This window comes from Brevibacterium album DSM 18261, assembly GCF_000426445.1.
Taxonomy (GTDB): domain Bacteria; phylum Actinomycetota; class Actinomycetes; order Actinomycetales; family Brevibacteriaceae; genus Brevibacterium; species Brevibacterium album.
Window position 1 is genome coordinate 518,209 of sequence record NZ_AUFJ01000010.1, and the last position, 25,536, is coordinate 543,744.

22 protein-coding genes and 2 pseudogenes are annotated in these 25,536 nt (G+C 72.0%); 11 read left to right on the forward strand and 13 right to left on the reverse strand.

Annotated elements, in window-relative coordinates:
* The first annotated feature begins 81 nt into the window (after positions 1-81).
* From K318_RS0106490 to K318_RS0106500, 3 genes are read left to right on the forward strand one after another with little or no spacing between them, the layout of a single operon-like run.
* Positions 82-1,362: a magnesium transporter MgtE N-terminal domain-containing protein gene (locus K318_RS0106490; protein WP_029088888.1), complete on the forward strand. Its 1,281-nt coding sequence runs from the start codon at positions 82-84 to the stop codon at positions 1,360-1,362.
* Positions 1,362-1,994, forward strand: coding sequence for a DUF1003 domain-containing protein (locus K318_RS19895; protein WP_084499783.1), 633 nt, complete (start codon positions 1,362-1,364; stop codon positions 1,992-1,994). Before K318_RS0106490 ends, K318_RS19895 begins: the two co-directional genes overlap by 1 nt.
* A complete protein-coding gene (locus K318_RS0106500) occupies positions 1,987-3,291 on the forward strand; it encodes a P-loop NTPase (protein WP_029088889.1) in 1,305 nt (434 codons plus the stop codon). Before K318_RS19895 ends, K318_RS0106500 begins: the two co-directional genes overlap by 8 nt.
* 8 nt (positions 3,292-3,299) lie before the next feature.
* Here K318_RS0106500 and K318_RS0106505 read toward each other — a convergent pair whose 3' ends face one another.
* On the reverse strand, positions 3,300-3,716 hold the full coding sequence (locus tag K318_RS0106505) for a twin-arginine translocase TatA/TatE family subunit (RefSeq protein ID WP_029088890.1): 417 nt from the start codon (positions 3,714-3,716) through the stop codon (positions 3,300-3,302).
* A 59-nt stretch (positions 3,717-3,775) separates the two neighbouring features.
* Here K318_RS0106505 and K318_RS23545 point away from each other — a divergent pair, with 59 nt between their 5' ends.
* Together K318_RS23545 and K318_RS19905 are read left to right on the forward strand one after the other, a co-directional pair.
* Positions 3,776-4,165, forward strand: a complete 390-nt coding sequence (locus K318_RS23545) for an MGMT family protein (RefSeq protein WP_051297621.1) — start codon at positions 3,776-3,778, stop codon at positions 4,163-4,165.
* Positions 4,166-4,257: 92 nt separating this feature from the next.
* Positions 4,258-4,911: an O-methyltransferase gene (locus K318_RS19905; RefSeq protein WP_035280761.1), complete on the forward strand. Its 654-nt coding sequence runs from the start codon at positions 4,258-4,260 to the stop codon at positions 4,909-4,911.
* A 46-nt stretch (positions 4,912-4,957) separates the two neighbouring features.
* Here the strand turns inward: K318_RS19905 and K318_RS24245 are convergent, their stop codons facing one another.
* From K318_RS24245 to dapE, 6 genes and pseudogenes are all read right to left on the reverse strand, one after another.
* A complete protein-coding gene (locus K318_RS24245; RefSeq protein ID WP_084499785.1) occupies positions 4,958-5,125 on the reverse strand; it encodes a DUF3117 domain-containing protein in 168 nt (55 codons plus the stop codon).
* 132 nt (positions 5,126-5,257) lie between these two features.
* Positions 5,258-6,460: a hypothetical protein gene (locus tag K318_RS19910; protein ID WP_035280763.1), complete on the reverse strand. Its 1,203-nt coding sequence runs from the start codon at positions 6,458-6,460 to the stop codon at positions 5,258-5,260.
* Between the two features lie 140 nt (positions 6,461-6,600).
* Positions 6,601-6,960 (reverse strand): DivIVA domain-containing protein, encoded by a 360-nt coding sequence (locus K318_RS19915; protein WP_051297622.1) that lies wholly within the window; start codon positions 6,958-6,960, stop codon positions 6,601-6,603.
* A gap of 95 nt (positions 6,961-7,055) precedes the next feature.
* A complete protein-coding gene (folP, locus tag K318_RS0106535) occupies positions 7,056-8,054 on the reverse strand; it encodes a dihydropteroate synthase (RefSeq protein ID WP_245579785.1) in 999 nt (332 codons plus the stop codon).
* 428 nt (positions 8,055-8,482) lie between these two features.
* A pseudogene (locus K318_RS25495) lies at positions 8,483-9,193 on the reverse strand (LOG family protein); the annotation flags it as partial.
* Positions 9,190-10,329: a succinyl-diaminopimelate desuccinylase gene (gene dapE / locus K318_RS0106550; protein ID WP_035280765.1), complete on the reverse strand. Its 1,140-nt coding sequence runs from the start codon at positions 10,327-10,329 to the stop codon at positions 9,190-9,192. The pseudogene K318_RS25495 and the gene dapE, both read right to left, overlap by 4 nt.
* 150 nt (positions 10,330-10,479) lie before the next feature.
* Between dapE and K318_RS19925 the strand changes: the two genes are divergently transcribed.
* From K318_RS19925 to K318_RS19930, 3 genes are all read left to right on the forward strand, one after another.
* A complete protein-coding gene (locus K318_RS19925) occupies positions 10,480-11,307 on the forward strand; it encodes a CPBP family intramembrane glutamic endopeptidase (RefSeq protein ID WP_051297623.1) in 828 nt (275 codons plus the stop codon).
* A gap of 83 nt (positions 11,308-11,390) precedes the next feature.
* Positions 11,391-12,335, forward strand: a complete 945-nt coding sequence (gene dapD, locus K318_RS0106560) for a 2,3,4,5-tetrahydropyridine-2,6-dicarboxylate N-succinyltransferase (RefSeq protein WP_029088893.1) — start codon at positions 11,391-11,393, stop codon at positions 12,333-12,335.
* 198 nt (positions 12,336-12,533) lie between these two features.
* A complete protein-coding gene (locus tag K318_RS19930) occupies positions 12,534-13,922 on the forward strand; it encodes a DUF418 domain-containing protein (RefSeq protein WP_245579786.1) in 1,389 nt (462 codons plus the stop codon).
* 158 nt (positions 13,923-14,080) lie between these two features.
* Here K318_RS19930 and K318_RS0106570 read toward each other — a convergent pair whose 3' ends face one another.
* The 3 genes from K318_RS0106570 to fdxA form a co-directional block, all read right to left on the reverse strand.
* A complete protein-coding gene (locus K318_RS0106570) occupies positions 14,081-15,367 on the reverse strand; it encodes a citrate synthase (RefSeq protein ID WP_029088894.1) in 1,287 nt (428 codons plus the stop codon).
* Between the two features lie 124 nt (positions 15,368-15,491).
* Entirely contained in the window at positions 15,492-16,646 is a 1,155-nt protein-coding gene (gene dapC, locus K318_RS0106575; protein ID WP_029088895.1) for a succinyldiaminopimelate transaminase, read from the reverse strand.
* A 46-nt stretch (positions 16,647-16,692) separates the two neighbouring features.
* The gene (gene fdxA, locus K318_RS0106580) at positions 16,693-17,019 is read right to left on the reverse strand and encodes a ferredoxin (RefSeq protein WP_029088896.1); all 327 of its coding nucleotides are present in this window, start codon (positions 17,017-17,019) and stop codon (positions 16,693-16,695) included.
* Between the two features lie 139 nt (positions 17,020-17,158).
* Here fdxA and K318_RS19935 point away from each other — a divergent pair.
* The 3 genes and pseudogenes from K318_RS19935 to K318_RS0106595 all read left to right on the forward strand — a co-directional run bounded on the left by K318_RS19935 (position 17,159) and on the right by K318_RS0106595 (position 19,069).
* Positions 17,159-17,489 (forward strand): annotated as a pseudogene (locus K318_RS19935) (PadR family transcriptional regulator).
* A gap of 1 nt (position 17,490) precedes the next feature.
* On the forward strand, positions 17,491-17,871 hold the full coding sequence (locus K318_RS0106590) for a DUF1048 domain-containing protein (RefSeq protein WP_029088897.1): 381 nt from the start codon (positions 17,491-17,493) through the stop codon (positions 17,869-17,871).
* A 145-nt stretch (positions 17,872-18,016) separates the two neighbouring features.
* Positions 18,017-19,069: a GNAT family N-acetyltransferase gene (locus K318_RS0106595; protein WP_029088898.1), complete on the forward strand. Its 1,053-nt coding sequence runs from the start codon at positions 18,017-18,019 to the stop codon at positions 19,067-19,069.
* A gap of 41 nt (positions 19,070-19,110) precedes the next feature.
* Here K318_RS0106595 and K318_RS23550 read toward each other — a convergent pair whose 3' ends face one another.
* From K318_RS23550 to typA, 3 genes are all read right to left on the reverse strand, one after another.
* On the reverse strand, positions 19,111-21,735 hold the full coding sequence (locus K318_RS23550; RefSeq protein ID WP_051297624.1) for a VanW family protein: 2,625 nt from the start codon (positions 21,733-21,735) through the stop codon (positions 19,111-19,113).
* Between the two features lie 5 nt (positions 21,736-21,740).
* Positions 21,741-23,480: a PIG-L family deacetylase gene (locus K318_RS25735; protein ID WP_084499790.1), complete on the reverse strand. Its 1,740-nt coding sequence runs from the start codon at positions 23,478-23,480 to the stop codon at positions 21,741-21,743.
* A gap of 96 nt (positions 23,481-23,576) precedes the next feature.
* The gene (gene typA, locus K318_RS0106610) at positions 23,577-25,487 is read right to left on the reverse strand and encodes a translational GTPase TypA (protein ID WP_029088900.1); all 1,911 of its coding nucleotides are present in this window, start codon (positions 25,485-25,487) and stop codon (positions 23,577-23,579) included.
* Positions 25,488-25,536: the final 49 nt, after the last annotated feature.

The window sequence follows — 25,536 nt, forward strand, 5'->3', positions numbered from 1 at the left end:
CCGCGGAGCCGCTCGCCCACGCCTGCACGGCATGCGGCCTCGGGCACGGTCCTCCCCGGGCCGCGAAGTAGCATGAGAGCCATGAGCGGCAGCACAGACCGGATCTTCCTCGCCCGTCTCGCAGGCACACGCGTCTTCGACCCCCTGGGCGATCAGGTGGGCCGCATCCGCGATGCCGTCATCGTCTTCCGCTCGACCCGGCGGCGCAGACCCAAGGTCATCGGCTTCGTCGTCGAAGTGCCCGGCCGCAGGCGGGTCTTCGTGCCCATCGGCCGCATCACGAGCATCGATGTGGGCGCCGTCATCACCACGGGGCTCGTGAACATGCGCCGCTTCGCCAAGCGCGCCTCCGAGACCCTCGTGCTCGCGGACCTGCTCGACCAGCGCCTGCGGCTGCGCGAGGACGGCTCCCCGGTCGTGATCGAGGACGTGGGCATCGAGCAGCAGCGCAATCGGGACTGGGAGGTGTCCCGTCTCTTCGTCCGCCGGGTGAGCGAGCACCGCTCCGCGTTCTCCGCACTGCGCCGCCGCGGAGAGACCCTGCAGCTGGACTGGTCGGAGTTCGACCATCCCGAGGACGCGGCGGTCGCCCAGTCGGCCACCCAGCTCATCGCGGCCTACCAGGAGACCAAGCCCGCCGACCTCGCGGACGTGCTCCGCGAGCTCGATCTCAAGCGCCGCCTCGAAGTGGTGCGCGAGCTCCACGACGAGCGCCTCGCCGACGTCCTCGAGGAGCTGCCCGAGGACGAGGCCGTCGAGGTCCTCAACGCGGTCGGCCTCGAGCGCTCGGCCACGCTGCTGGAGACGATGCAGCCCGATGACGCCGCGGACATCCTCGGCGAGCTCTCCGATGAGCGCGCCGAGCAGCTGCTGCAGGCGATGGAGCCGGAGGACGCCGAGGACGTCCGCACGCTGCTGGCCTACGACGAGGACACCGCCGGCGGCCTCATGACGAGCGAGCCCATCATCCTCTCCCCCGAGACCACGATCGCCGAGGCCCTGGCGCACGTCCGCAGGGAGGAGCTGCCGGCCGCCGTGGCCGCCGCGGTCTTCGTCTGCCGGCAGCCGCTGGAGACTCCCACGGGCCGCTACCTGGGCCTCGTGCACATCCAGGAGATGCTGCGGCACCCGCCGCACGAGCCCATCGGCACCCTGCTGGACACGGAGGTCGAACCGCTGCCGCCGGAAACGCCCACGGGAGACGTCGCGGCCCTCCTGGCCGCGTACAATCTGGTGTCGGTCCCCATCACGGACGAGGGCGAGCACCTCGTGGGGGTCGTGACCGTCGACGACGTCCTCGATGCCCTCCTGCCGGAGGACTGGCGTGAGAACCGCGACAGCGCGCGCATGGAGGTGAGCTGATGGCAGGCACCGGGCTCGAGACCCCGCTCATCGCACGGCGGCGCATGCCCCGCATCGGCATGTCCTCGGAGACGTTCGGGCGGCTGTCCGAGGGCTTCGCCCGCTTCATGGGCACGCCCGCCTTCCTCGTGGGGATGACTCTCTTCTGCGCGGCCTGGCTCGGCTGGAACACCTGGGCGCCCGAGGCTCTGCAGTTCGACCCCAAGACCCTCAACTACACCCTGCTCACGCTCATCCTCTCCCTGCAGGCCTCCTATGCCGCGCCCCTCATCCTCCTGGCGGAGAACCGGAGCGCGGACCGCGACCGCGTCGAGTTCGAGAACGACCGGCAGCGCGCGGAGCGCACACTCGCCGACACGGAGTACCTCACGCGGGAGATCGCGAGCCTGCGCATCGCCATCCGCGAGGTCGCCACCCGCGACTTCGTCCGCTCCGAGCTGCGCTCAGTCCTCGAGGAGCTCGACCAGGCCCGCACGCGCCCGCGCGCCCCGGAGGGCCCGGCACAGCACGCCTGCACGTGCGGATGCCATACTGCACCCACGGCAGCAGCCGCCCCCGCATCGCCGGCCCCTGCCTCGGGTGCGGGGACCGACCCGACACCCCCAGAGGAGAGCACCGAGCCGCATGGCTGAGACACCCGCCACCGCCGGAAGCGCGGAAGCACGCAGCGCGAGCGCCGCCGATGCCAAGGCCGCCGGGGCAGCGCCCCCACCGGCCGCCGAAGAGCGGCTCGTCGAGGCGCTGCGCACCGTCATCGATCCCGAGCTGCGCAGGAACATCGTCGAGCTCGGCATGGTCGAGTCCGCGCGCCTCGACTCAGAGGGCATCGCGCACGCGAAGGTCCTCCTCACGATCGCCGGCTGTCCCATGAAGGACACCATCAGCCGCGACGTGCGCGCGGCCCTGCTCGGCCTCGAGGGAGTGTCCGAGGTGAGCCTCGAGCTCGGCGCGATGACGCCGGAGCAGCGCGGCGCCCTGCGCGATCGCCTCCGCGCGGGCGCAGGACGGGTCAACCCCTTCGCCCAGCCCGACAGCCTCACCCGCGTCATCGCCGTCACCTCCGGGAAGGGCGGTGTCGGCAAATCCTCCATGACGGCCAATCTCGCCGCAGCGCTCGCGGCACAGGGCCTGCGCGTGGGCGTCCTGGACGCGGACATCTACGGCTTCTCGATCCCGGCGATGCTCGGGGTGCGCGCGAAGCCCACGAAGCTCGAGGACATGATCCTGCCCGTGCCCGGCCACGGGGTCTCGGTCATGAGCATCGGCATGTTCGTGGACCCGGGCCAGGCGGTCGTGTGGCGCGGTCCCATGCTCCACCGCGCGCTCGAGCAGTTCCTCACGGACGTGTTCTGGGGCGAGCTCGACATCCTCCTGCTGGACCTGCCGCCGGGCACGGGCGATGTTGCGATCTCCACGGCCCAGCTGCTGCCCGGCTCGGAGCTCCTCATCGTCACGACCCCCCAGCAGGCCGCAGCCCAGGTCGCCGAGCGCGCCGGGGCCCTCGCGACCTCCACGGGCCAGAGCGTCGCCGGTGTCGTGGAGAACATGTCATGGCTGGAGATGCCGGACGGCTCGCGGAATCCCGTGTTCGGTGCCGGCGGCGGACGCTCCGTCGCCGACAGCCTCGCCGAGCGCCTCACGGCCGCCGAACGCGAGGCGGCCTCAGGCGAGGCGGCTTCCTCCGGCGATGCGAGCGCGGCGGGCGGCGGCTCGGCCGAGGAAGCCCGTTCCCGAGGCCCCGTGCACGTCCCGCTGCTCGGCCAGATCCCGCTCGATCCCCTTGTGCGGGAGGGCGCCGATGCCGGTGTGCCGGCCGTCCTCACGCACCCGGACGCTCCGGGGCCGGCCGCGATCATCGAGGTTGCGAACCGCCTGCGCGTGCGCTCCCGGTCGCTCGCAGGCAGGAGTCTGGGCCTCAGCCCCCGCTGAGCCTGAGCTCAGGTGGCCTCGGGATCGAAAGGAGCGGTCTCGCCCGGGGTCCGCTGCGCCTGCTGGGTCCGGTGCCGCTCCAGCGGCGAGGTCCCCGCCGCCCCTGCCGCCCGGCTCTCACCGGCGGGACCGGAGGCCCGGGGCGACTTGCGCTCCGTGCGGATGGCCTCGTCCTCCTCGGCCAGTGCCTCGCGCACGATGCGCCGCGGGTCGTACTGGCGCGGGTCGTACTGGCGCCAGTCGTAGTCGCCGAGCGCGGGACCGAAGTCCTTCTTCACCGTATCCTTCGCGCCCTCCGCCATCCGGCGGAAGTCCTTGACGAGATCACGCAGCTTCGCTGCGTACTCGGGCAGGCGCTTGGGGCCGATCACGAGGAGGGCAACAATGACGATGATGACCATCTCGAAGCCATTGATGCCGAACATGGCTCCGATCCTACCAATGGGACGACCGCGTCGCAGACTCCCGTGCGAGACTGGGCCGCATGGACGATCTCGCCGCCGAGCGCGTGCTCCGCGCCGTCGAATGCATCCCGCCGGGCTCCGCTGCCGCCTATGGCGACATCGGGAAGGCTGTCGGCACCTCGGCGCGCTTCGCGGCCCGGGTCATGAGCACCTACGGCGGCGGAGTCGCGTGGTGGCGGGTGCCCAATGCGCGCGGGGCGCTGCCGCCGGACCTCCTCGCAGAGGCGCTGCCCCGCTGGCGCGCGGAGGGCACGCCCCTCACAGGCACCGGCGGTGCCGATCTCCGCGTGGACATGCGTGCCGCACGCATGGACCCCGATGAACTGGCCCGCACAGCGAAGGCGGCCGCCGCCGGCCTCGACGAACTGGCCGGGAGGAACGACCTCGACGATCTCGAGCCCCTGAGGTGAGGCCCCTGTCCTGAGCACACCCGGAACCGCCGGTGAGAGCATTTAGACTTGAGCCCTTGCAGGACGACCACGCGGCTCAGAGAGGAGGTCCCATGGGCAGGGACTGGGCTGCGAGCGCGCGGATGGCCGATGACTACAACGGCTCCGACCCCGTCGACGACGCCGCGCGCTCCATCGCACACGAGTTCCGCAGACGCGCCCTGCCTCCGACCTCGACCGCGGCGCTGACCTTCCTCACGCAGCTGCTCCGGCCGGCCTCGGCGATCGAGGTCGGCACGGGCACCGGCACCGCGACCCTCGCACTGCTGCGCGGGATGCCGCGCTCGGGCATCCTCACCTCGATCGACACGGACGGCGACGCACAGCAGGTGGCACGCGAACTGCTCGTCCACGCGGGGCTGGCCGGCCATCGCGTGCGGATGATCACCGGGGAGCCGGTGACGGTGCTGGGCCGGCTGGCCCAGCGGGCCTATGACCTCGTCCTCGTCGACGCGGAGGCGGAGCAGACGGCAGACCTCGTCCCGCACGCGCTGCAGAGGCTCGAGCCCGGCGGAGTGCTCGTCATCAGCCGCGCGCTGCAGGGCGGTGATGTCGCCGACCCCGCCGTCCGCACCCCGCAGGCGAAGGCCCTGCGGACCCTGCTCCAGACCCTGGCGGAGGCCCCAGGCCTCTCCCGGGTGCTCCTGCCCGTCGACGACGGGCTGCTCATCCTCAGGCTGCAGGAAGACCCCTCCCGCGGCTCGTGAGGAGCCTTGTGCGGAAGGGGCCCGGGACAGGCGTGCCGAGCAGTGCTCAGGCGAGCGCCTCGGCGAGGGTCTCCTGGAGGGCCTTCGCCTCGTCGGGGCTGATCTCGATGACCAGACGCCCACCGCCTTCCACCGGCAGACGGAGCACCATGCCGCGGCCCTCCTTGGTCACTTCAAGAGGTCCGTCGCCCGTGCGGGGCTTCTGAGCTGCCATGAGAGCAATCCCTTCGCGTCGTATCGCTTACGCCACAATTATCCACCATTTCACGCGGATTGGCTGCACGCGCGGCGGATGTACCGCGTCCCGGCCCGTCCCGGCATGTCACGGCCTTCGCCGGTGAGTCCGTCACGGCGGCAGGTCGTAGGGCGGCGTGAAGTGCCACAGCCAGCCCACCCAGAAGAACTGAAGGACGGTGAACGCCCCGAGCACCACCGCGCGCATCCCCCAGGAGCGCGAGTGCGCGAGCGCCAGAGCGAGCGGGAAGAAGGGGAGGAAGAGCCTGGCGGTCGAGGTCTGGGGCGAGAAGAACAGCAGCAGGTAGATGCCGTAGCCCCAGCAGTACTGCTGCAGCGTCCGGCCCATGCTGCGCCCGGCGGGAGAGACCAGCAGCAGCACCATCGCGCCGATGAGCACCGCGACCGCGGTGGGCCCGACCGGCCCCAGCCACCGCGTGCCGGCATCGAGCCACTGGACGAAGATGCGGGTGTCCCCCGTGTGCCAGGCCGCCTCGGTGTCGGTGTAGGCGGTGAGCGAGCCCGTGCGCAGCCAGGCATGGATCGGGTGCAGGAGCGCGGCGAGGCAGGAGAGCACGCCGAGGCCCCACGAGGAGATCACCTGGGAGAGCGGATACGGCTCCTCGCGCCTCCGCCGGAACCGGCTGATGAGGTGGATGAGCATGAAGAACGAGAAGGCCACCCCGACGGGCCGCGAGAGGTCCATGAGCACCACCGCGCCCAGCGCCCACCAGTAGCGGCGCTGGACCACGAGGAGGAGTGCGAGCGCCTGGAGGAGCAGGGTGAGCGATTCCGCATACGCCGTGCTCAGCACGGGAGAGGCGGGGAAGAAGAAGACGAAGGCGAGTGCCGTCACCGCTCGGCCCGGGGTCACGAGCAGGCGGAACAGTGCGAGGAGCGCGACGGCCGCCGCACCCGCGAAGACCGTCGACAGCACGGGGGCGAGGACCTCGAACCCCTCCCCCGTGACGGCGCCCGCGGCGCGCACCAGCCAGGGGAAGAGCGGATAGAACGCCCAGGCGTTCTGGTAGACGCGGCCGGATTCGTCCGCGGGCAGCGGGGAGGGGTAGCCCTCCTCCGCGATCCGGCGATACCAGCCGCCGTCCCAGAAGTTCAGGAAGTCGTTGAGGGTCGTCACCGGCCCCGAACTCCACGGCGATTCCGGCTGCGTCCTCACGACCGCGAGCATGATCCCGAGCGCGACGAAGCGGGAGGCGAAGTAGACGCACAGGGCCTGCAGCCACGACGGCAGGGTGAGGAAGGCGCGCGCGGCGCGGCCCAGCCGGTCTGCGGAGAACAGCCCGGGCAGGACCACGGGAGCGGTCTCGCACTCCCGGACCGAGGGGCTGCGCCCCCGGCGTGCGGTCGTTCCGTCCGCGGCTTCCGGGTGCGCGGCTGCCGGACGCGCGCGCGGGCGGTCTCCCTGCCCAGCGCGGCCGGTCGGCGGCTCCTGCGTCACGGAGCCGAGGAGTCGCCCGGCTGCGGGAGTGCCGCATCGGCGGGCCGGGCATCGGAACGGTCGGCAGGGGTCCGGGAGACCTCGCGAGCGCCGGCCTGCTCCTCATAGGCCTGCAGGCGCGCGCGCAGGGTCGCGAGGACGGCATCCACCTCGGCGGGCCGGTAGCCCCACAGAGCGGGGGTGAAGCTGAGCCGGTCCAGGTCTTCCGCCGAGGCCTCGGCGGGCAGCCGCTGCGCGGGCGGGCGGTCGTCCTCGCGCTCGGCCATGCCGCCGTCGAAGGCCCCCCGCGCACCCGCGATCGCCGCGCACAGGACGAACACCGCGGCGCACACACCCAACACGATCCAGATCGGCATGAGGACATGGTCTCACAGGGCCGCCGGCGCCGCGGTCAGGCCGCGCCGCGTTCGGCCCGGTGCACGGCCGGCGGCCAGCGCTCGGGGAATGCGTCTCAGCGCAGCCCGCGCACGCTCCGCCGCGGGCCGGTGGTGCCCGTGATCGCCCCGATCATGTCGACGACCTGGAGGGTCGCAGCCGTGTCATGCGCGCGGATGATGCTCGCGCCGTGCTCCACGGCATAGGCCGTCGCGGCGAGCGTCGCCGGCAGCCTGTCCGCGGGAGTGTCCGCCCCCACGGCCTCGCCGATGAAGTCCTTGCGCGAGATCGCGAGCATCACCGGCATGCCGAGGTCGGTGAAGCTGCGGATGCGGCGGAGGAGGGCCAGCGAGTGCAGCGAGTTCTTGCCGAAGTCCGGGGTGGGGTCCAGGATGATCCGCTCCTGCGGGACGCCGGCCGCCCGGGCCGCCCGGGCCAGCGCCTCCACGCCGCCCAGGGCGTCGGCGACCACGTCCTCGGGGAGCAGCCCGTACCGGGAGCGGTGGGCGTCCGTGCGCGGCTCCAGGCCGCCGGTGTGGGAGCAGACGATGCCCGCGCCGGCCGCTGCCGCGACCTCGGGCAGCTCCGGGTCCGTCCCCGCCCACGTGTCGTTGAGGATGCGGGCGCCCGCGGCGAGGGCTGCGCGGGCCGCCGGTGCCCGATAGGTGTCCGCCGAGATGACGAGCTCGGGCAGCTCCGCGTGCACGGCCTCGATGACGGGGCAGATCCGTTCGATCTCCTCGTCCGTGCTCACATGGGGTCCGCGACCGGCGCGGACCCCGCCGATGTCGACGATCGCAGCCCCCTCCTCATGGGCTCGGCAGGCGGCACGCACAGCGGCGTCCGTGTTCCCGGCCGACTCGAAGAAGGAATCGACGGACCGGTTGATGACCGCCATGACGACGGGCCTGCCCGGGCCTGCCCGCAGACCGCCGATCCGGAGCTCGCCCGGTGCCTGCTCGGTGCGGGCTGCGGGCCCGTCCGCGACCGCGCGCTGCTGCGGAAGGTCAGGTGCGGCGGTTCCGGCGGGGGCGTGCGCCGCCTGGACCGTCTCCGCCTCACGCGCAGACCTCACACCTCCTCCCAGAGCATCGCCTGCCCCGCGATGTCGGGAGCCTGCTCCTCGCACACGGCCGCTCGCGCCTCCCGTGCGGTCGCACCGCTCGCCGCCGGGCTGCGCATCGTCGCGGGCTCGGGCGCGGACGGGGAGCCGGGCTCTGCTGCGGACCCGGAGGGAGCGGGCACCGAGGCTGCCTGGACCGGCAGCGGCAGGAGCGCATCGGAGGCATCCGCGGGCTCTGCGGGCTCCGCTGCCTCGGCAGCTTCGGCGGGCTCAGCGGGCACGGCCGAGTCCTCAGCCTCGGCGGGCGCATCGCTCTCCTCAGCCGCGGCCTCGGCGGCCTCCCGGACGGCCTGCTGCTCCTCCGCATCACGCTCGGCGGCATCCTCCGGCTCGGGCCGCTCGGCGAGCGACGGCTCCCAGTCCGGCTCGAGGCAGGGGGCGAGCGCCGCGAGGGCCTCCTCCGCGGTGTCCACGACCGTGAACAGGCGCGTATCGGCCTCGGAGATCGTGCCCTTGTCCAGCACCGTCGTCGTGAGCCAGTCGACGAGGCCGCTCCAGTACTCCCTGCCCACCAGCACGATCGGGAACCGCGTGACCTTCTGCGTCTGCACGAGGGTGAGCGCCTCGAACATCTCGTCCAGCGTGCCGAAGCCGCCGGGCAGCACGACGAAGCCCCGCGAGTACTTGACGAACATCGTCTTGCGGACGAAGAAGTACCGGAAGTTGATGCCCAGGTGGACCCAGTCGTTGAGCCCGGCCTCGAACGGCAGCTCGATGCCGAGTCCCACCGAGGCGCCCTCGGCGTCCGCGGCACCGCGGTTGCCGGCCTCCATGATCCCGGGCCCGCCGCCGGTGATGACGGCGGCCCCCGCGTCCACGATGCCCGCCGCGATCTCGGAGGCCAGCGCATACTCCGGGGTGTCCTCCCCCAGGCGCGCAGAGCCGAAGATCGACACCGCCGGCCCCAGCTCGCCGAGCGCGCCGAATCCCTCGACGAACTCCGACTGGATGCGCATGACCCGCCAGGTGTCGGTGTGCACCTCGGCTCCGCCGCTGCGGCGCTTGTCGAAGAGCCTCTGGTCGGCCGTCGTCTCCGGGACGGCGCGGCCGCGTGCCCGGACGGGGCCGATGATGCGACTGTGCCGGTTCATCCTCGGACCTCGGCGGTCGGCTCGAGGAAGGCCAGCAGATCCCGGCAGGCGGCCTCGACCTCGGCACAGGCGACGTGCTCATCGGCCTTGTGCGCGAACAGCGGATCGCCGGGCCCGAAGTTCACCGCCGGCACGCCCAGCGCGGAGAAGCGGGCGACATCGGTCCAGCCCAGCTTGGGCGCCGGTTCGACCCCGAGCGCTGCGACGAAGGCCTGCGCGGCGGGCCGGTCGAGCCCCGGACGTGCGCCCTCGGAGAGGTCCGTCACGGTCACCTCGAAATCCGCGAACAGCGCGCGCAGGAACGCTTCGGCCTCAGCGCCTGACTTCGCGGGGGCGAAGCGGTAGTTCACGGAGACGACGCACTCGTCCGGCACCACATTGCCCGCGACTCCCCCGCGGATGCCCACCGCCGAGAGCGATTCGCGGTAGTCGAGCCCGTCCACCGCGACGGTCTCGGCCTCGTACTCCGCGAGCGCCGCGAGCACGGGAGCCGCGGCATGGATCGCGTTGACCCCCATGAATGCGCGGGCCGAGTGCGCGCGCACGCCCCTGGTCCGCACATCGACGCGCATGGTCCCGTTGCACCCGCCCTGGATGCCGGCATCGGAGGGCTCGCCCAGGATCGCGAGCTCGGCCGCGAGCAGATCGGGCCGGTGGGCGGCGACGCGGCCCAGGCCGTTGAGCGAGGCGTCGACCTCCTCGTGGTCGTAGAACACCCAGGTGACGTCGCGCACCGGCTCGCGCAGCCGTGCGGCCGTGACGAGCTGCATCGCGACCCCGGCCTTCATATCGCAGGCGCCACGGCCCCAGATCACCTCCGTGCCCTCGAGTTCCCGGCGGACGCTCGGCACATTGTCCTCGATGGGGACCGTATCGAGGTGGCCCGCGATGAGCACGCGCTCGGCCCGGCCGAGACGAGTGCGGGCGATGACCGCGTCACCGTCGCGCACGATCTCGAGGTCCGGCCCCGCACCGGCCCCGATCCGCCGCAGCAGCTCCTCGACCGCGTCCGCGATGCGCGCCTCGTCGCCGGAGACGGACGGGATGTCGCAGAGCCGCGCGGTGAGCTCGGCAGGATCGGCCAGGGCGGCTTCCAGGAGGTCGGCGTCGGTGCTCGCGCTGAAGTCGGTGCTCATGGCCTCCAGACTACTGGTCGGCCCATGACCTTCGGCACTCGTGTGCCGCCGGCGCCCCTGCATACCGTGGCCGCACGGAGCACGTCCTCCCGCCCGCGGAAGGACCTGCCGCACTCGCCCTCACATATGCCGGAACCGAGGAGACAGACCATGCATGCCGCCGATGCCCCGCCCCGCGCCCCGCTGGCGCTCCGGCTGGCCGTCGTGTTCACGGGCGCACTGGCCGTCTGGTTCCTGGTGCGCTGGCTCTTCGACCTGGTCTTCGACGCGGAGCTCACGCTCGCGGCGCGATTCTTCAACGCCGTGCTCACCACCGCCCTGGCGGTGGCGCTCGTCGTGCTCGCCCGCCGGCACCTGGACCGGCGGCCGTGGGCCGGTCTGGGCCTGCAGGGCCCGCGGGCGGCGCTGCGGCCGTTCCTCGTGGGCGCGGCGGCCTTCCTCCTGCCCTCCGCGCTCGGCCTCACGCTCGCCGTCCTCACCGGCTGGGTCACTCTGGATCCGCAGGTCTCCTTCGCACAGATCCTGGGCTGGGCGGGACTGCTGATCGTGCTGGTCCTCCTCTACGAGGCCCTGCCGGAGGAGCTGATCTTCCGCGGCCACCTCCTGCGCAACCTCATGACCGGGATGGCGCCCTGGCTCGCGGCGGTGGTCCAGGGCATGCTGTTCGCAGCCTTCGGGTCCGTCCTCTGGGTCGCCTCCGAGGGCTGGGGCGTGCTCGCGGAGCGCGGCGTCATGTTCCTGGGCGTGGGCATCGTACTCGGCCTGCTGCGCATCATGACCGGCAGCGTCTGGACCTGCGTGGGGTTCCACGTCGCGTTCCAGACCGTAGCCCAGAATCTGCTCAGCGAGCGGTTCTCCGTCGACAACGAGACGGGGCTGCTGCTCTCGTCCGTCGTCGTCGCATTCGTCTTCGCGACGACGATCACGGGCTGGTTCCACCGCGGTCAGGTCGACTGGTCGCGGCCCCGGCCCGAATGAGCCGGCCGGCTCCGGCCGTCCCGGCAGATGAGCCGCGCGCACCGCCGCCTCCCTTCGCCCCTCCCAGCCGATAGGCTGGGGGCATGACATCACGCTTCGCCGCCGGCGTCGGCCTCGCCACGTCGCACTTCGGTTCCGTCCTGTCCGTCTGGTTCCCCCAGCCCGTCCTCGCTGAGACCCCCGATCTCGCGCGCGAGGCCGCCGAGGCCGCCGTGGATCCCTCCGTCCTCGCCCCGCTCACGGGCGAGGACTCCGCGCGGAGCACCGTCGCGGAGGTCGTCACCGTCACGATCGACCTCGACACCCCGCCCGAGGGCGCCGCGGACGGCTACCTCCGCCTCCACGCCCTCTCCCACCGCCTCGTCCAACCCAACACGCTCAACCTCGACGGGCTGTTCGGCCAGCTGAGCAACGTCGTGTGGACCTCGGCGGGAGCCTGCGCCGTCGACGGCTTCGAGATCACCCGTGCCAAGCTCGCCGCCCGCGGCACCGTCTCCGTGTTCGGCGTGGACAAGTTCCCGCGGATGACGGACTTCGTCATCCCCTCCGGCGTGCGGATCGGCGACACCGACCGCGTGCGGCTGGGCGCCCACCTGGCCTCCGGCACCGTCGTCATGCACGAGGGCTTCGTCAACTTCAACGCGGGCACGCTGGGCTCGGCGATGGTCGAGGGCCGCATCTCGCAGGGCGTCGTGGTCGGCGACGGCACGGACATCGGCGGCGGCGCCTCCATCATGGGCACGCTCTCCGGCGGCAACACCCGCAGGATCACGGTCGGCTCCGGCACGCTGCTGGGCGCGAACTCCGGCATCGGCATCTCGCTGGGCGATGACTGCATCGTCGAGGCCGGCCTCTACGTCACCGCCGGCACCCCGGTCTCCCTCGTCTCCGAGGGCGGACGCACCGTCAAGGCCGCCGAGCTCTCCGGCGCGGACGGGGTGCTGCTGCGCCGCAACGGCACGACCGGCGCCGTCGAGGCCCTCTCCCGCACATCCAAGGGCATCGAGCTCAACCCGGATCTGCACTGACGGCCTCCTCCCCGGGGCCGCTGTGAGCGTGCGCCCGCATCCTCACAGCGGCCCGCCCCCTCTCCCCGTGCCCGGTGCTCCAGACAGCACCGGGCACGGCTGTTCCGGAAGGCGATCATGACCGTTCCTCCCGCCGCGTCCCCTCCCCCGGACCGCCCGGCGTCGTCTGTGCCCCCGCGTCCGAGCACGCCGCCGCCCATGCCTCAGACTCCGCCGCCGGCGCCCTCGCCGGAGGGCGCACATCCCTCGCCGGACGGCGCACCGGCCGCCGTCGCTCCTCCCCTCCCCGAGGCGGCGGTCGCCTCCCGCGCCGCGCGCAGGGAGGCGGAGGCGAAGGCAGCCACACCTCCGCCCGACCGCGCCCTCGCGCCGGATCTCGCACGCGGCCTCATGCTGCTGCTCATCGCGACGGCGAACGTCTCCTGGCATCTGTGGGGGCACCCGACGGGCCTGACCTCGGCGCACCCCACGGACGGCGGGCCCCTCGACACGGCGCTCGCGACCGCCTCGCTCGTCCTCGTGGACGGTCGGGTCTATCCGCTGTTCGCCTTCCTGTTCGGCTACGGCATGGTGCAGTTCTCCGTGTCCCGCGCCGCCCGCGGTGTGCCCACGACCGCCGTCCGGCGAATGCTCCGGCGTCGCCACTGGTGGATGATCGCCTTCGGCGCACTCCACGCCCTCCTGCTGTTCAACGGCGACATCCTGGGCGCCTACGGCCTCGCCGGTCTCGTGGTGGGCGGCATCTTCTTCGCACGGACGGACAGGACCCTGCGGATCGTCAGCTGGATCATGGGCTGCCTGCTCGCCCTCGGCGCGCTGCTCAGTCTCGTCTCCGGCCTCCTTCTCACCCGACTGCCGGCCGAGGTCCGGGTCGAGATCGCCGAGGCGACGGCCGCGAGCGCCGAGGGTGCCGGCAGCCCGCTCACGGACATGACCGCCGGGCAGCCGAACTACCTGCTCGCGGCGCTCGCCCGCATCGGCATGTGGGCGCTGAGCACACCCGGCGCGCTGCTCATGCTCGCGGTCCCGCTCGCGCTCATGCTCGGCTGGCTCTCTGCCCGCCACCGGCTGCTCGAGGATCCTGCGGCTCACCGCGGCCGCCTCGTCCGGATCGCCTGGACCGGCATCGGGATCGGCGTGCTCGGCGGACTGCCGCAGGCGCTGGCCTTCGCCGGCGTCCTGTCCCTGCCCGCCGTCGCCCCGTGGATGCTCGCCGGACTCCATTCCGTGAGCGGTGTGGCGGGCGGACTCGGCTATGCCGCCCTGTTCGCGCTCCTCGCGCTCCGCCTCGGCCGGCGCCCCGCGCAGGAGCACCCCGTGCTCATCGCCCGGCCGGTGCGCGCCATCGCCGCGGTGGGCAAGCGCTCCCTGAGCTTCTACCTCTTCCAGTCACTCGTCTTCGCCCCGGTGCTCACGGCCTGGGGCCTGGGCCTCGGGGACCAGATCGGCACGGCCGGGGCCTTCGCACTCGCCGCGGCGGTGTGGCTCCTCTCCTGCGTCATCGCGGCGACCCTCGAGGACCGAGGAGCCCGCGGTCCCGCCGAGGTGCTGCTGCGCAGGCTCACCTACGGCCGCGACGGAGGCTGAACCATGTCTCCGGCCCGCACGTATGCGGTTTCTGCGCTCATCATCCGGAGAATGCGCAGAAACCGCATACGTGCATTGAGACAGACGAGAAGCGCCCCGCTCACCAGGAGGACCTGGCGGGCGGGGCGCTCCGCTGTGCGCGCAGAGGCGCAGGCGGCTCAGCGCTCGTCGAGCGTCCTGTACTCGCGCAGCTGGTGGCCGGTGTAGATCTGGCGCGGGCGGCCGATCTTCGTCTCCGGGTCCTTGATCATCTCGCGCCACTGGGCGATCCAGCCGGGCAGGCGGCCCACGGCGAAGAGGACCGTGAACATGTTCGTGGGGAAGCCCAGGGCCTTGTAGATGAGGCCGGTGTAGAAGTCCACATTGGGATAGAGGTTGCGCTCGATGAAGTACTCGTCCGCGAGCGCGATCTCCTCGAGGTTCTTCGCGAGCTCGAGCATCTCGTCGTTGCCGCCGAGCTTCTCCAGCACCTCGTCCGCGGTCTTCTTGATGATCGTGGCGCGGGGATCGTAGCTCTTGTAGACCCGGTGGCCGAAGCCCATGAGGCGGACGCCGTCCTCCTTGTTCTTCACCCGCTCCATGAACTTCGCAGCGCCGTCCTCGGAGGCCTGGATGTCCTCGAGCATCTCCAGCACCGCGGAGTTCGCGCCGCCGTGGAGGGGGCCTGCCAGGGCGTTGATGCCTGCGGAGATCGACTGGTAGAGGTTGGCCTGCGAGGAGCCCACGAGGCGCACGGTCGAGGTCGAGCAGTTCTGCTCGTGGTCCGCGTGCAGGATGAAGAGCTGGTCGAGGGCCTTGGCCGCGAGGGGGTCCACCTCGAAGGGCTCGGAGGGGAAGCCGAAGTTCACGCGGAGGAAGTTCTCCACGAGGCTGAGCTCGTTGTCCGGGAACACGACGGGCAGGCCCTGCGCCTTGCGGTGCGCGAACGCCGCGATCGTCGGCATCTTCGCGAGCAGGCGGAACGTCGAGAGCTCGATCTGCTCCTCGTCATGCACGCTCAGGCTGTCCTGGTAGAACGTGGACATCGCGGAGACGGCGGCGGAGACCATCGGCATGGGGTGCGCGTCGTAGGGGAACGCCTGGAAGAAGCGGCGCATGTCCTCGTGGAGGAGCGTGTGGCGGCGCAGGCGCGCGTCGAAGGCCGAGAGCTCGTCCGCGGTGGGCAGCTCGCCGTGGATGAGGAGGTGGGCGACCTCGACGAAGGTGGACTTCTCCGTGAGCTCCGCGATGTCGTAGCCGCGGTAGCGGAGGATGCCCTCGTCACCGTCGATGTAGGTGATGTCCGACTTCAGGGACGCGGTGTTCGCAAATCCCGGGTCGTAGGTGACGGCGCCGGTCTCGCCCAGGAGCTTGCCGATCCGCAGGCCGCGGTTCCCCTCGGTCGCCTCGACCGATTCCAGCGCCAGTTCCTTGCCGCCCGTGCGCAGCACTGCATCCTGGGTCATACGACACCTCTTCGTCTTGACGCTCAGCGTGAGCTGAGAATGGGTTCAGAGTCCAGGAAAGACTACTCGACTGTCGTGGACACACGAAATCACAGTGCATTCATGTATAATGCCCTGCCCATTCTCAGCTCGAGGCTGCCGCGCCCGCCTCACGCAGACGTCCGGCGGCCTCCGCGACGGCTGCATCCGAGGCCGTCAGCGCAATGCGGACGTGACGCGCCCCGGCTTCGCCGTAGAAGGCGCCCGGGCCTGCGATGATGCCGATCTCAGCGAGTGCGGCGATGGTCTCCCAGCAGTCCTCGTCGCGCGTGGCCCAGAGATAGAGGCCCGCCTCCGAATGGTCGATCCGCAGGCCGAATGCCTCGACCGCAGGCCGCAGCACCTCCCTGCGCGCACGGTAGAGCTCCTTCTGCGCCCGCTGGTGCCCTTCGTCTCCGAGCGCGGCGGTCATGGCCGCCTGCACCGGGCCCGGCACGATCATCCCGGCGTGCTTGCGCGCCGTGAGCAGATTCGCCACCAGCACGGGATCGCCGGCGAGGAAGGCGGCGCGATAGCCGGCGAGGTTCGACTGCTTGGACAGCGAGTAGACGGAGAGGACACCTGTGCGATCCGACCCCACGGCCTCGGGATCGAGGATGCTCGGCGCCGTCTCGCCGCCCTCCCAGCCGAGCGTCGCATAGCACTCGTCCGAGGCCACCACGACGCCCGCCTCCCGCGCGGCCCCGACCACCGCCCGCAGCGTCGCCGCATCCAGCACACGGCCGGTGGGGTTGCCCGGCGAGTTGATCCAGAGCAGGCCGATGCCGCTGAGATCGGCGCCGGCGAGGACGTCGTCCACGTCCACGACGCGGGCCTCGACCCCGGCGAGCTCCGCGCCGATCGCGTAGGTCGGGTAGGCGGCCGCGGGATGCGCGACGGCGAGCCCGCGCTGCCGCAGGCCCAGCAGCGTGGGCAGCCAGGCGACGGCCTCCTTGGACCCCACGAGCGGCAGCACCTCCGCGGCGGGGTCCACCTCCGCACCGAACACCCTGGCGTAGAAGGCGGCGATCGCCTCACGCAGCTCCGCGGCGCCCAGGGTGGTGGGATAGCCGGGCCAGTCGGCGGCCTCGGCGAGGGCCGTGCGGATGACGGCGGGGGTCGGGTCGACCGGCGTGCCGATCGAGAGGTCGCAGACCCCGCCGGGATGCCGCGCCGCCCGCTCGCGGTACGGGACGAGGGTGTCCCAGGGGTAGTCGGGCAGATCCAGTCCGAAGCCGGCGGTGTAGGGGGCAGCGCTCAACGCGTGGTCCTTTGCGAGACGGGGCCGCAGGCGGCCGAGGCGGGGTTCAGTCGTCGTGCTGCTGCGGGGGCAGCGCGGCGATGATCGGATGGTCCTTGCCGATATTGCCCAGCTTCGCTGCACCCCCGGGAGAGCCCAGGTCGTCGAAGAACTCGACATTGGCCTTGTAGTACTCCGCCCACTCCTCGGGGGTGTCGTCCTCGTAGTAGATCGCCTCGACGGGGCACACGGGCTCGCACGCCCCGCAGTCCACGCACTCGTCCGGGTGGATGTAGAGGGAGCGCTCGCCCTCGTAGATGCAGTCCACAGGGCATTCGTCAATGCACGCCTTGTCCTTGAGGTCCACACACGGCTGCGCGATGACGTAGGTCACAGTCTCTTCTCCTCGGGGCTCGGAACCACTCCCGTCAAGGGTACTCCCTGCCCCGCAAGCCCGGCCCGCCCGGCCTCACCTCGGTACTCAGTGTTACGCCCTACCAGTACTCAGCAACACTGAGCAGAGGGGAGGGCACGTGGCGAGCCGGATGACGGAGATGCTCAAGGGCACCCTCGAGGGCATCGTCCTCGCGATCCTGGCCGAGGGGCCAGCATACGGATACGAGCGAGCAGGGCTTCGCCGAACTGGCGGAGGGCACCGTGTACGCGCTGCTCGTGCGGATCGAACAGCGCGGCCTCGCGGACGTGGAGCGGGTCCCCTCCGCGAAGGGTCCGCCGCGCAAGGTGTACACGCTCAGCACGGAGGGGCGCCGGCAGCTCGACGAGTTCTGGAGGGCGTGGACCTTCCTGGCCGAGCGCATCGCACAGCTCCGCCCCGCACGGCACACGGAGAGTAAAGGGATCTGAGATGGCTGCCAGATGGATGGAGGCCCTCACGGGCTCGCTCGAGCAGAAGAGGCGGTACCGGGAGTGCCTCGCGCGCATCGAGGAGCTGCCGCAGCCGCACCGGGCGGCCGCGGAGGCCGCGCAGCGCTATCTGCTCAGGCACGGGCCGGTGGCCGACGGCGAGGTGCTCGTGACGATGCTCACCGATTTCGCGGACCTGTGGGAGCGCGCCGCCGCGGACGGGACGCCGCTGCGCGCCGTGGGCGGCAAGGACCCTGTCGAGTTCGTCGAGGCCTTCGCCCAGGCCTATGACGGCAGGGGGTGGATCGACGGAGAGCGCGACCGCCTCCGGAAGGCGGTCGCCGAGGCCGAGCGGCGAGCCGGCCGGGAGACCGGGAGCTGAGCCGGCCTCGGCGGCACCTCCCGCAGGACCCTCCGGCACCGTCCGCCCCGCCCGAGCGCCCCGGAGGGGCGGATGCCCGCATCGGAGCCCTAGAGTGGGACGGGTGCGCCTGCACGCGGAGGACGTCCACAGGAGAGCTGAGGCAATGATGGAACTGCGGGAGGGGATGCGCGTCGTCATCCGGTACCGGTCCGGGGACGGCGCGACGGACGCGCTCGGCACGGTCGAGGCGACCGGTCGGGACACCGTCACGGTGGCGACGAAGCGCGGCGAGGCCGTCATCCCGCGCGCCGACATCCTGCTCGCCCATGAGGTCCCGCCCGCTCCCGTCCGCACCGGACGCCCCCACCAGGTGCTCTCGGCCTCCAGCCTGCGGCTCGTCGCGGCCGGCGCCTGGCTGCCGCCGGGCAGCACATGGCTGAATGCCGACAACGTCCGGGCGGAGCTGACCGAGTCCGAGAACTTCGTCCAGACCGGCTGGCTCCTGCGCAGCATGCCCGCCGCCGGCACCCGGCGCGCGAACTCCGCGCTGCCCGTCGCCTCGCCCGGCATGCCTGCGGCCCAGGCTCTCGACGCCTGCGAGGCCTGGTACCGCGAGCGCGGGCAGGAGCCTCAGGTGCAGATCTACTCGGCGGACTCCTCCGGCACGCTGGCCGCCGAGTGCGCGGAACTGGGCCCGCTGCTGCGCGAGCGCGGCTACACGCCCTCGGCGCCCACGCTCGCGCTCACCGGCAGCACGCGGGAGGCTGCGGCCGGGGCCTCGCGTGCGGCCGAGGCCGCGCTGCCGGGGCTCCGCATCGAGGTGGCGGATGCACCGGCGGAGGACTACGTCACGGCCCTCGGCCACGCTCCCGGCTCGCCCGGCCGCGAGGCGTACACCACGCTCCTGCGCGGCGGCGAGCAGGTCCAGTTCCTCACCGCCTGGGCGCAGCACCCCGACGGCTCGACCACTCCAGTGGCACGCTGCCGCTTGGCCGAGGTCAACCGCTGGGCGGTGGTGACTAACCTCATCACGCGCCCGGACCTCCGCCGCCGAGGTGCTGGCCGGGCGGTCGTGCGGGCGGCCCTGGCGACGGCCTCGGGCAGGGGCGTGCGCTCCTATCTGGCTGAGGTCGGGGCGGACAACGCCGCCTCGCTGGGGCTCTTCGAGTCCCTCGGCGCGACGGTGAGCCAGCGGTACTGGTACGCGGCGCGGTGACTCACTCAGGACAGGTCACCGGCTGGAGCCGATTCGCGTCCTCAGTCCTCGCACACCACACGGTTCACGGGCCGGTAGACGGTCGTGAAATCGTCCTCGCTCAGCACCTCGCCGCTCTCCGGATCCTTGATCGTCCGGTAGATCGTGATCGACCAGCCCTGGGCCGGTGCCTGCGGGGTGCATCGTGGGCCCGATTCCCTCACCGTCCCCGGTGAGGTGTACGCGAAGCGGCCCGAGGACGAGGCCTCCACATCCGCCTCCTCGGCACCGAACACGCGGGCGACCACCTCACCGCCTTCGAGGTGCATGTCGAGGACCACGGGGGCGTCGAGGGTGTTGGTGAACTTCAGGTCGATGGAGGTCCAGTCCAGGGTCGTCTCCCGGCCCTCCGGGTAACGGGAGATGTAGCGGGAGTGCGCCTGGTGCTCGTCGAGCGAGAAGCCGGCGAAGAACGCCGCGTTGAACAGCGTCGTGGAGGTCTGGGACACGCCGCCGCCGTAGTCCTCCTTCATCTGGCCACCTGAGATCACGCCGGCCGGCCGGTAGCCTGCCGCCGCGGTCCGCTCGCCCAGCGCCTCGTTGAGGGAGAACTGCTCCCCCGGCTGCAGGACCGTGCCCCGCACCCTCTCGGTGGACACCCGCAGATTGGCGTCGCGGTTGGGCGAGGAGGCGTACGGGGTCGAGAACTCGGAGACGACGGAGGAGAAGTCCGCGGCCTCGGCCTCGGCCGTGGTGAAGTCCGGTTCCGTCTCGGTCAGCTCGATGGACGATGTGCGCGATGCGGAGACCATCGCCTCCTCCACCGCCGAGGCGAGTTCGGCCGGATCGGCACCCACTCCTGCGCGGGAGGGCACCACCGTGAGCGAGGAGCCGCTGATCTCGAACGAGGCGTCCTCCGCCGGCCGGCCGACTTCAGGGTTGGCCTCGAAGACCGCATCGCGCAGCTCCTCCTCGTCGAAGACCGGGACGAGCGCGCCGTCCTCGGGCTCGAAGCCCAGGGTGGCGCCGACGGTCTCCTGCGAGACGGTGAGCGTGTGGGTCTCATCGTCCTCGGCCGCCTCGATGGAGATGTCCCCGGACAGCGCCGGATCCGCGATCTCCTCCTTGGCGCGCTGGGCGGCCTCGGTGGTGACAGCGGGTGCCGTGGTCTCGGGCTCGAGAGCCAGCGGGCCGTCCGTGCGCAGCCACTGCTCCTGCACGACCGTGCGCAGGGACTCCGGGGTGACGACGAGGCCCTCGGCGGAGTCCGAGACGACCGCCTCGCCGTCGGAGATCGCGAGCTCGGCATCGACGGGCTCCTCCGAGAGCGCCGCGGAGGCCTCGTCGAGGGCCGGGGCGAAGCGCTCCTCGTCCACCGCGAGCACCGGCGGGATCTCGTCGTCGCCGAACAGGCGCTCCCACACCACGCGGGGATCGGCGGAGAAGCCGAGTGCGGAGTCCACGGTGGCCTGCGGATCGAGGGCGAGGCCCGCCGTCTCCGGGGACAGCGCGACCTCGGCGGTACCGGTCTCGAGGACGATCTCCTCGCCGAGCGCGTCCTCGGCCGCGGGTTCCAGGGCAGCGACCGCTTCCGGAGCGTCCATGCCGCCCAGGTCGACGCCTGCGGAATGCGCCGAGGCGGGCAGGGCGCGCGACTGCCAGAGCGCGAGGCCGAAGTAGCCTCCCAGCACCACCACCGCCGCGCCGATCCCCACTGCCGCGCCCCAGCGCCGCCGCGTCCGCTGCCCGGCAGCCGGGGAATCCTTCCCGGTGTTAGCCGAGGCCGCCGAGGCGAATCCCTCCCGACCCGGTGCAGGAGCCGCAGCGCCCGCAGACGGTGCATCGGGTTCCGGCACGGAGCCGGTGCGGTCCTCGGCCGCGGCAGGCTCGGGCTCGGAGTCGGAGTCGGCGGAAGCATCCGAATCGTCCCGCTCAGGCACGATCGGACACTCAGCGGCGACAGCATCGCCAGGCGAATCCGGGGCCTCCGCCTGGGGGCCTGCAGTCCCCGTGTCTGTCACGCTGCTGGATGCGCCCGCGTCAGGACGAGGGGTGCCGATCTCAGGTTCAGGGCCCGAGGCGGCTTCACCCGCTTCAGCGTCAGGGACCGAGGCGGCATCGCCTGCTTCAGCGTCAGGAAGCGAGGCGGCTTCGTCCGCCTTCTCACCGCTCTCGGCTGCGACATCCTCAGCCGGGCCACCGCCGGCCACGACAGCCTCAGCCGGGCCACCGCCGGCCACGACAGCCTCAGCCGGGCCACCGCCGGCCCGCACATCCTCGGCACGATCGTCTTCGCCCCGATCTTCTCCGGTCGCGCCGGCCCCGGGGCTGTCTCCCTGGAGTCCCTCGCTCTCGAAGCTCTCAACCTCGAAGCTCTCGTGCTCAAGACCCTCACCCTCGGGGCCCTCACTCTCCAGCCCCTCACCCTCGGGGCCTCCGTACTCGAGTCCCTCACTCTCAACGCTCTCGCTCTCGAGACCGCTTGCTGCGCGCTCAGTCTGCTCCGCGGAGTCGGATGTGCCGAACGCCGTCTCGTCCTCGGATTCGGCACCGTCCCATCCGGCCGAGGGCATGATGTCGGCGGCCTCGGGGAATCCCGCGGACGCCTCGTCACGCTCGCCGATGCCCGAGCCGTCGCTCTGCTCCTCGCCGCTCTGCGCGCCGGTCCGATCCTCGCTGCCGTTCATGTCACTCACCGTCCCGTGTCCCTCCGCCCGGTACCGTTCTCCGCTGAACCGCCCTGCGCGGCCTCACCCGGCGCCGCGCCCGTCCCTCCCGCACGGGCCTGAGCGCGTGCGGGCGCCTTCTTCGCCGGGGCGAGGAACACGAGCACCGCAGCCGCGACCATCGGCGCGAACAGCCAGACGACGGACCGCAGCGAACCGGTGACGATGATGTCGCTGCCCGGCCACAGAGACGGCTGTCCCAGCAGGAATCCCACCCCGGAGATCACGGCCGCCGTGAGCACCGTGACGAGCGCGCTGCGGTAGAGCACGCTGATGTGCCACAGGCTCACCAGCGCGAGCGCGAGCGCGAGCGCGAGCCCCCACGGCACGATCACCCCGGACTGCCCGAAGTGCCAGACGAACGCGTTGAGGTGCTGGAAGGAGCCGAGCGTCCCCACGACGAGGCCGATCACCAGACCGTGGATCGCCCCGCCCAGCGTCGCGGTCCACGATCCCTCGCGCCTGTCGCGCTTCCGGCGCAGCTCATCCGTGCCCTGCCCGCTGCCTTCCGGGGCCACGCCCGCCGCCGGGGAGTGCGCGTCGGCACCTGCGGTTCCGCCGGCGGTCGCCTCGGCCCCCAGCCCCTCCCGCACACGGATGGGGACGCCGAGGCCGGGCGCCCCCGCACCGGCGACGCCGCCTGCGCCGGCGGCCGTGGCAGCGCCGATGCCCGCAGCGCCAGCCCGGTCCGGTCCCCCGCTGCCTGGCGTCCCCGTGCCTGCAGCACCGGCGCCCGCGGCACCGGCCGCGAGAGCATGCGCCCGCCGCTGGGCCTCGGCCTTCTCCGCGGGATCCGGGACGAGCCCGAGCACATCGGACAGCGGTGCGGACGCCACGCTCACCGCCGGCGCCCCGTCCCGCAGCGGGTCCACGAGCGCGAAGTGCTCACGGGAATCGATGCGCTGGCCCACCCCGTTCGACAGCGCGAAGAACTCACCGGCGACCGTGATCTGCGTGGCGTGCGCGGCCATCGCCTGCGCCTTGAGTCCCAGCACCTCCTCGACGTTCTCCACGACGGCCACCGGCACCTCGTCAGCGAACGTCGAATGGGTCTGCGCCGGAGCGAATCCGGTGAGGTCGAAGCCGGGCGCGGACGAATCGAAGCGCGCCTCGACGGCCTCGGGCGGATTCACGATCGTGAGCAGGCGCGCAGCCGTCGCCCCCGCCTCCTGCCTGGCCCGCACGGCGGCGACGGTCGCATCGTGCGCGCGCCTGTGGTCGGGGTGGCCGTAGCCGCCGTCGGCCGCATAGGTGATGACGATGTCCGGATCGACCTCGTCGACGACCTCGCCCACGTACGCCGCCACGAGACCGAGGTCCGCCGCGCACAGGGCCGCATCCGGCATCGACTCCGGTGCGTGGGCGTGGCCGTCGGCCCCCCACACCATCCCGGAGTCCTCGAAGCGCCGCGACGGCAGGGCATCGGCCCGTGCACGGCTCTCGCCCGCCCCCAGGAAGCGGTGATCGCGCACGCCGAGGATCCGCATCGCCTCAGCGAGCTCCGTCTCCCGGTGCGCGGCCAGTCCCGCACGGTCCCCCTCGAGGTGTGCGAGCTCCTCGCCGATCACCTCGCCGCCCTCGCCGCGCGTGGCGGTGAGGAGGACGACGTGGGCGCCCGCGCGCACGAGACGTGCGAGCGTGCCGCCCGTGGCGATCGACTCGTCATCCGGATGGGCGTGGACGAACAGCACTGTGGGTGTCGACAAGGGGACTGCGTTCTCCTGTTCGGCTGTGGTGCGCCGTGGTGCGCGGAAGGGGAGGGAGCGGACCGGCTGCCGCGCCCTCCCCTGCCCCGCGGGTGGTCAGGCGTTCTGGCGGCGCAGACGGGCGGTGGTCTTCGCCCGCTCCTTCTGGTCCAGCTCGACCTTCCTGATGCGGACGATGGCGGGGGTGACCTCGACGCACTCGTCCTGCCCGGCGAACTCGAGGCTCTCCTCCAGAGTGAGCTTGCGCGGGGGCACGAGGTTCTCGAAGGAGTCGGCCGAGGCCGAGCGCATGTTCGTGAGCTTCTTCTCCTTCGTGATGTTCACGTCCATGTCCTCGTTGCGCGAGTTCTCGCCCACGACCTGGCCCTCGTACACCTCGGAGGTGGGCTCCACGAAGAAGCTGCCGCGCTCCTGCAGGTTGATCATCGCGAACGGCGTGACGGCACCGGGGCGGTCGGCCACGAGGGAGCCGTTGGTCCGGAACTCGATGCTGCCGGCCCAGGGCGCGTAGCCGGCCGAGATCGAGTTCGCGATGCCCGTGCCGCGGGTCTCCGTGAGGAACCGCGTACGGAAGCCGATGAGCCCGCGGGCCGGGACCTTGAACTCCATGCGCACCCAGCCGGTGCCGTGGTTGGACATCGACTCCATGACGCCCTTGCGCGCGGCCATGAGCTGCGTGACGGCACCGAGGTGCTCCTCCGGCACGTCGATGGTCGTGTGCTCGATCGGCTCGTGGACCTTGCCGTCGATCTCGCGCGTGACGACCTGCGGCTTGCCCACCGTCAGCTCGAAGCCCTCGCGGCGCATCTGCTCGACGAGGATCGCGAGTGCGAGCTCGCCGCGGCCCTGGACCTCCCAGGCATCGGGCCGCTCGGTGGGCAGCACGCGCAGCGAGACGTTGCCCACGAGCTCGGCGTCGAGCCGGTCCTTGACCTGGCGGGCGGTGACCTTGGTGCCCTTCTCGCGGCCGGCCAGCGGTGAGGTGTTGATCCCGATCGTCATCGAGATGGCCGGGGCGTCGACCTCGATCGCCGGCATCGGACGCGGATCCTCGAGGTCTGTGATCGTATCGCCGATCATGATGTCCGGGATGCCCGCGATCGCGACGATGTCGCCGGCCGAGGCCTCGGTCGCCGGCACGCGCTCGAGGCCCTGGGTCTCGAGCAGCTCGGAGACCTTCGCCGAGGCGACCTCGCCGTCACCGCGGACCCAGCCCACCGTCTGTCCCTTGCGCAGGGTGCCGCCGTAGATCCGCAGCAGCGCGAGGCGGCCGAGGAACGGGGAGGCGTCGAGGTTGGTGACGTGCGCCTGGAGCACGCCGTCATCGTTGTAGGCCGGTGCCGGGATGTGGTCGAGGATCGCCTTGAACAGCGGCTCCAGGTTCTCCGCGTCCGGCACATCGCCGTCCGCCGGCTGCACGGTGGAGGCGCGCCCGGCCTTGGCCGCGGCGAAGACGACCGGCACATCGAGCACGGCGTCCACGTCGATGTCCTCCATCTCCTCAGACAGGTCCGAGGCCAGGCCCAGGAGCAGGTCCTGCGCATCCTCGAGCACCGCGTCGATGCGCGCATCCGCGCGGTCGGTCTTGTTCACCACGAGGATGACCGGCAGCTTCGCGGCGAGCGCCTTGCGCAGCACGAAGCGGGTCTGCGGCAGCGGCCCCTCGGAGGAGTCGACGAGGAGCACGACGCCGTCGACCATCGACAGGCCGCGCTCCACCTCACCGCCGAAGTCCGCGTGCCCGGGGGTGTCGATCACGTTGATCGTGACCGGGGTGTCCGTGTGCTCGCCGTTGTAGGAGATGGAAGTGTTCTTCGCGAGGATGGTGATCCCCTTCTCGCGCTCCAGGTCTCCCGAATCCATGACGCGGTCCTGGATCTCGCCGTGGTCTCCGAACGCTCCCGCCTGGGTGAGCATCGCGTTGACCAGGGTGGTCTTCCCATGGTCCACGTGAGCGACGATGGCTACATTGCGTCGATCGAGGCGGCGGGAGGTGTGTGCAGTCATATGTTCGCTTTCGTACGAGCGTGCCGATGACCCGGGTCCGGATCTTCAA

Bases quoted from the DNA above. Each gene is read 5' to 3' on its own strand.
- K318_RS0106595 (WP_029088898.1), top strand. From the start codon at position 18,017: ATGATGGAACTGCGGGAGGGGATGCGCGTCGTCATCCGGTACCGGTCC.
- K318_RS0106490 (WP_029088888.1), top strand. From the start codon at position 82: ATGAGCGGCAGCACAGACCGGATCTTCCTCGCCCGTCTCGCAGGCACA.
- dapD (WP_029088893.1), top strand. From the start codon at position 11,391: ATGACATCACGCTTCGCCGCCGGCGTCGGCCTCGCCACGTCGCACTTC.
- K318_RS19895 (WP_084499783.1), top strand. From the start codon at position 1,362: ATGGCAGGCACCGGGCTCGAGACCCCGCTCATCGCACGGCGGCGCATG.
- K318_RS24245 (WP_084499785.1), bottom strand. From the start codon at position 5,125: ATGGCAGCTCAGAAGCCCCGCACGGGCGACGGACCTCTTGAAGTGACC.
- K318_RS19925 (WP_051297623.1), top strand. From the start codon at position 10,480: ATGCATGCCGCCGATGCCCCGCCCCGCGCCCCGCTGGCGCTCCGGCTG.
- K318_RS19930 (WP_245579786.1), top strand. From the start codon at position 12,534: ATGCCTCAGACTCCGCCGCCGGCGCCCTCGCCGGAGGGCGCACATCCC.
- dapE (WP_035280765.1), bottom strand. From the start codon at position 10,329: ATGAGCACCGACTTCAGCGCGAGCACCGACGCCGACCTCCTGGAAGCC.
- K318_RS23550 (WP_051297624.1), bottom strand. From the start codon at position 21,735: ATGAACGGCAGCGAGGATCGGACCGGCGCGCAGAGCGGCGAGGAGCAG.
- K318_RS19905 (WP_035280761.1), top strand. From the start codon at position 4,258: ATGGGCAGGGACTGGGCTGCGAGCGCGCGGATGGCCGATGACTACAAC.
- K318_RS0106505 (WP_029088890.1), bottom strand. From the start codon at position 3,716: ATGTTCGGCATCAATGGCTTCGAGATGGTCATCATCGTCATTGTTGCC.
- K318_RS0106590 (WP_029088897.1), top strand. From the start codon at position 17,491: ATGGCTGCCAGATGGATGGAGGCCCTCACGGGCTCGCTCGAGCAGAAG.
- K318_RS0106570 (WP_029088894.1), bottom strand. From the start codon at position 15,367: ATGACCCAGGATGCAGTGCTGCGCACGGGCGGCAAGGAACTGGCGCTG.
- K318_RS23545 (WP_051297621.1), top strand. From the start codon at position 3,776: ATGGACGATCTCGCCGCCGAGCGCGTGCTCCGCGCCGTCGAATGCATC.
- K318_RS19915 (WP_051297622.1), bottom strand. From the start codon at position 6,960: ATGCCGATCTGGATCGTGTTGGGTGTGTGCGCCGCGGTGTTCGTCCTG.
- typA (WP_029088900.1), bottom strand. From the start codon at position 25,487: ATGACTGCACACACCTCCCGCCGCCTCGATCGACGCAATGTAGCCATC.
- K318_RS0106500 (WP_029088889.1), top strand. From the start codon at position 1,987: ATGGCTGAGACACCCGCCACCGCCGGAAGCGCGGAAGCACGCAGCGCG.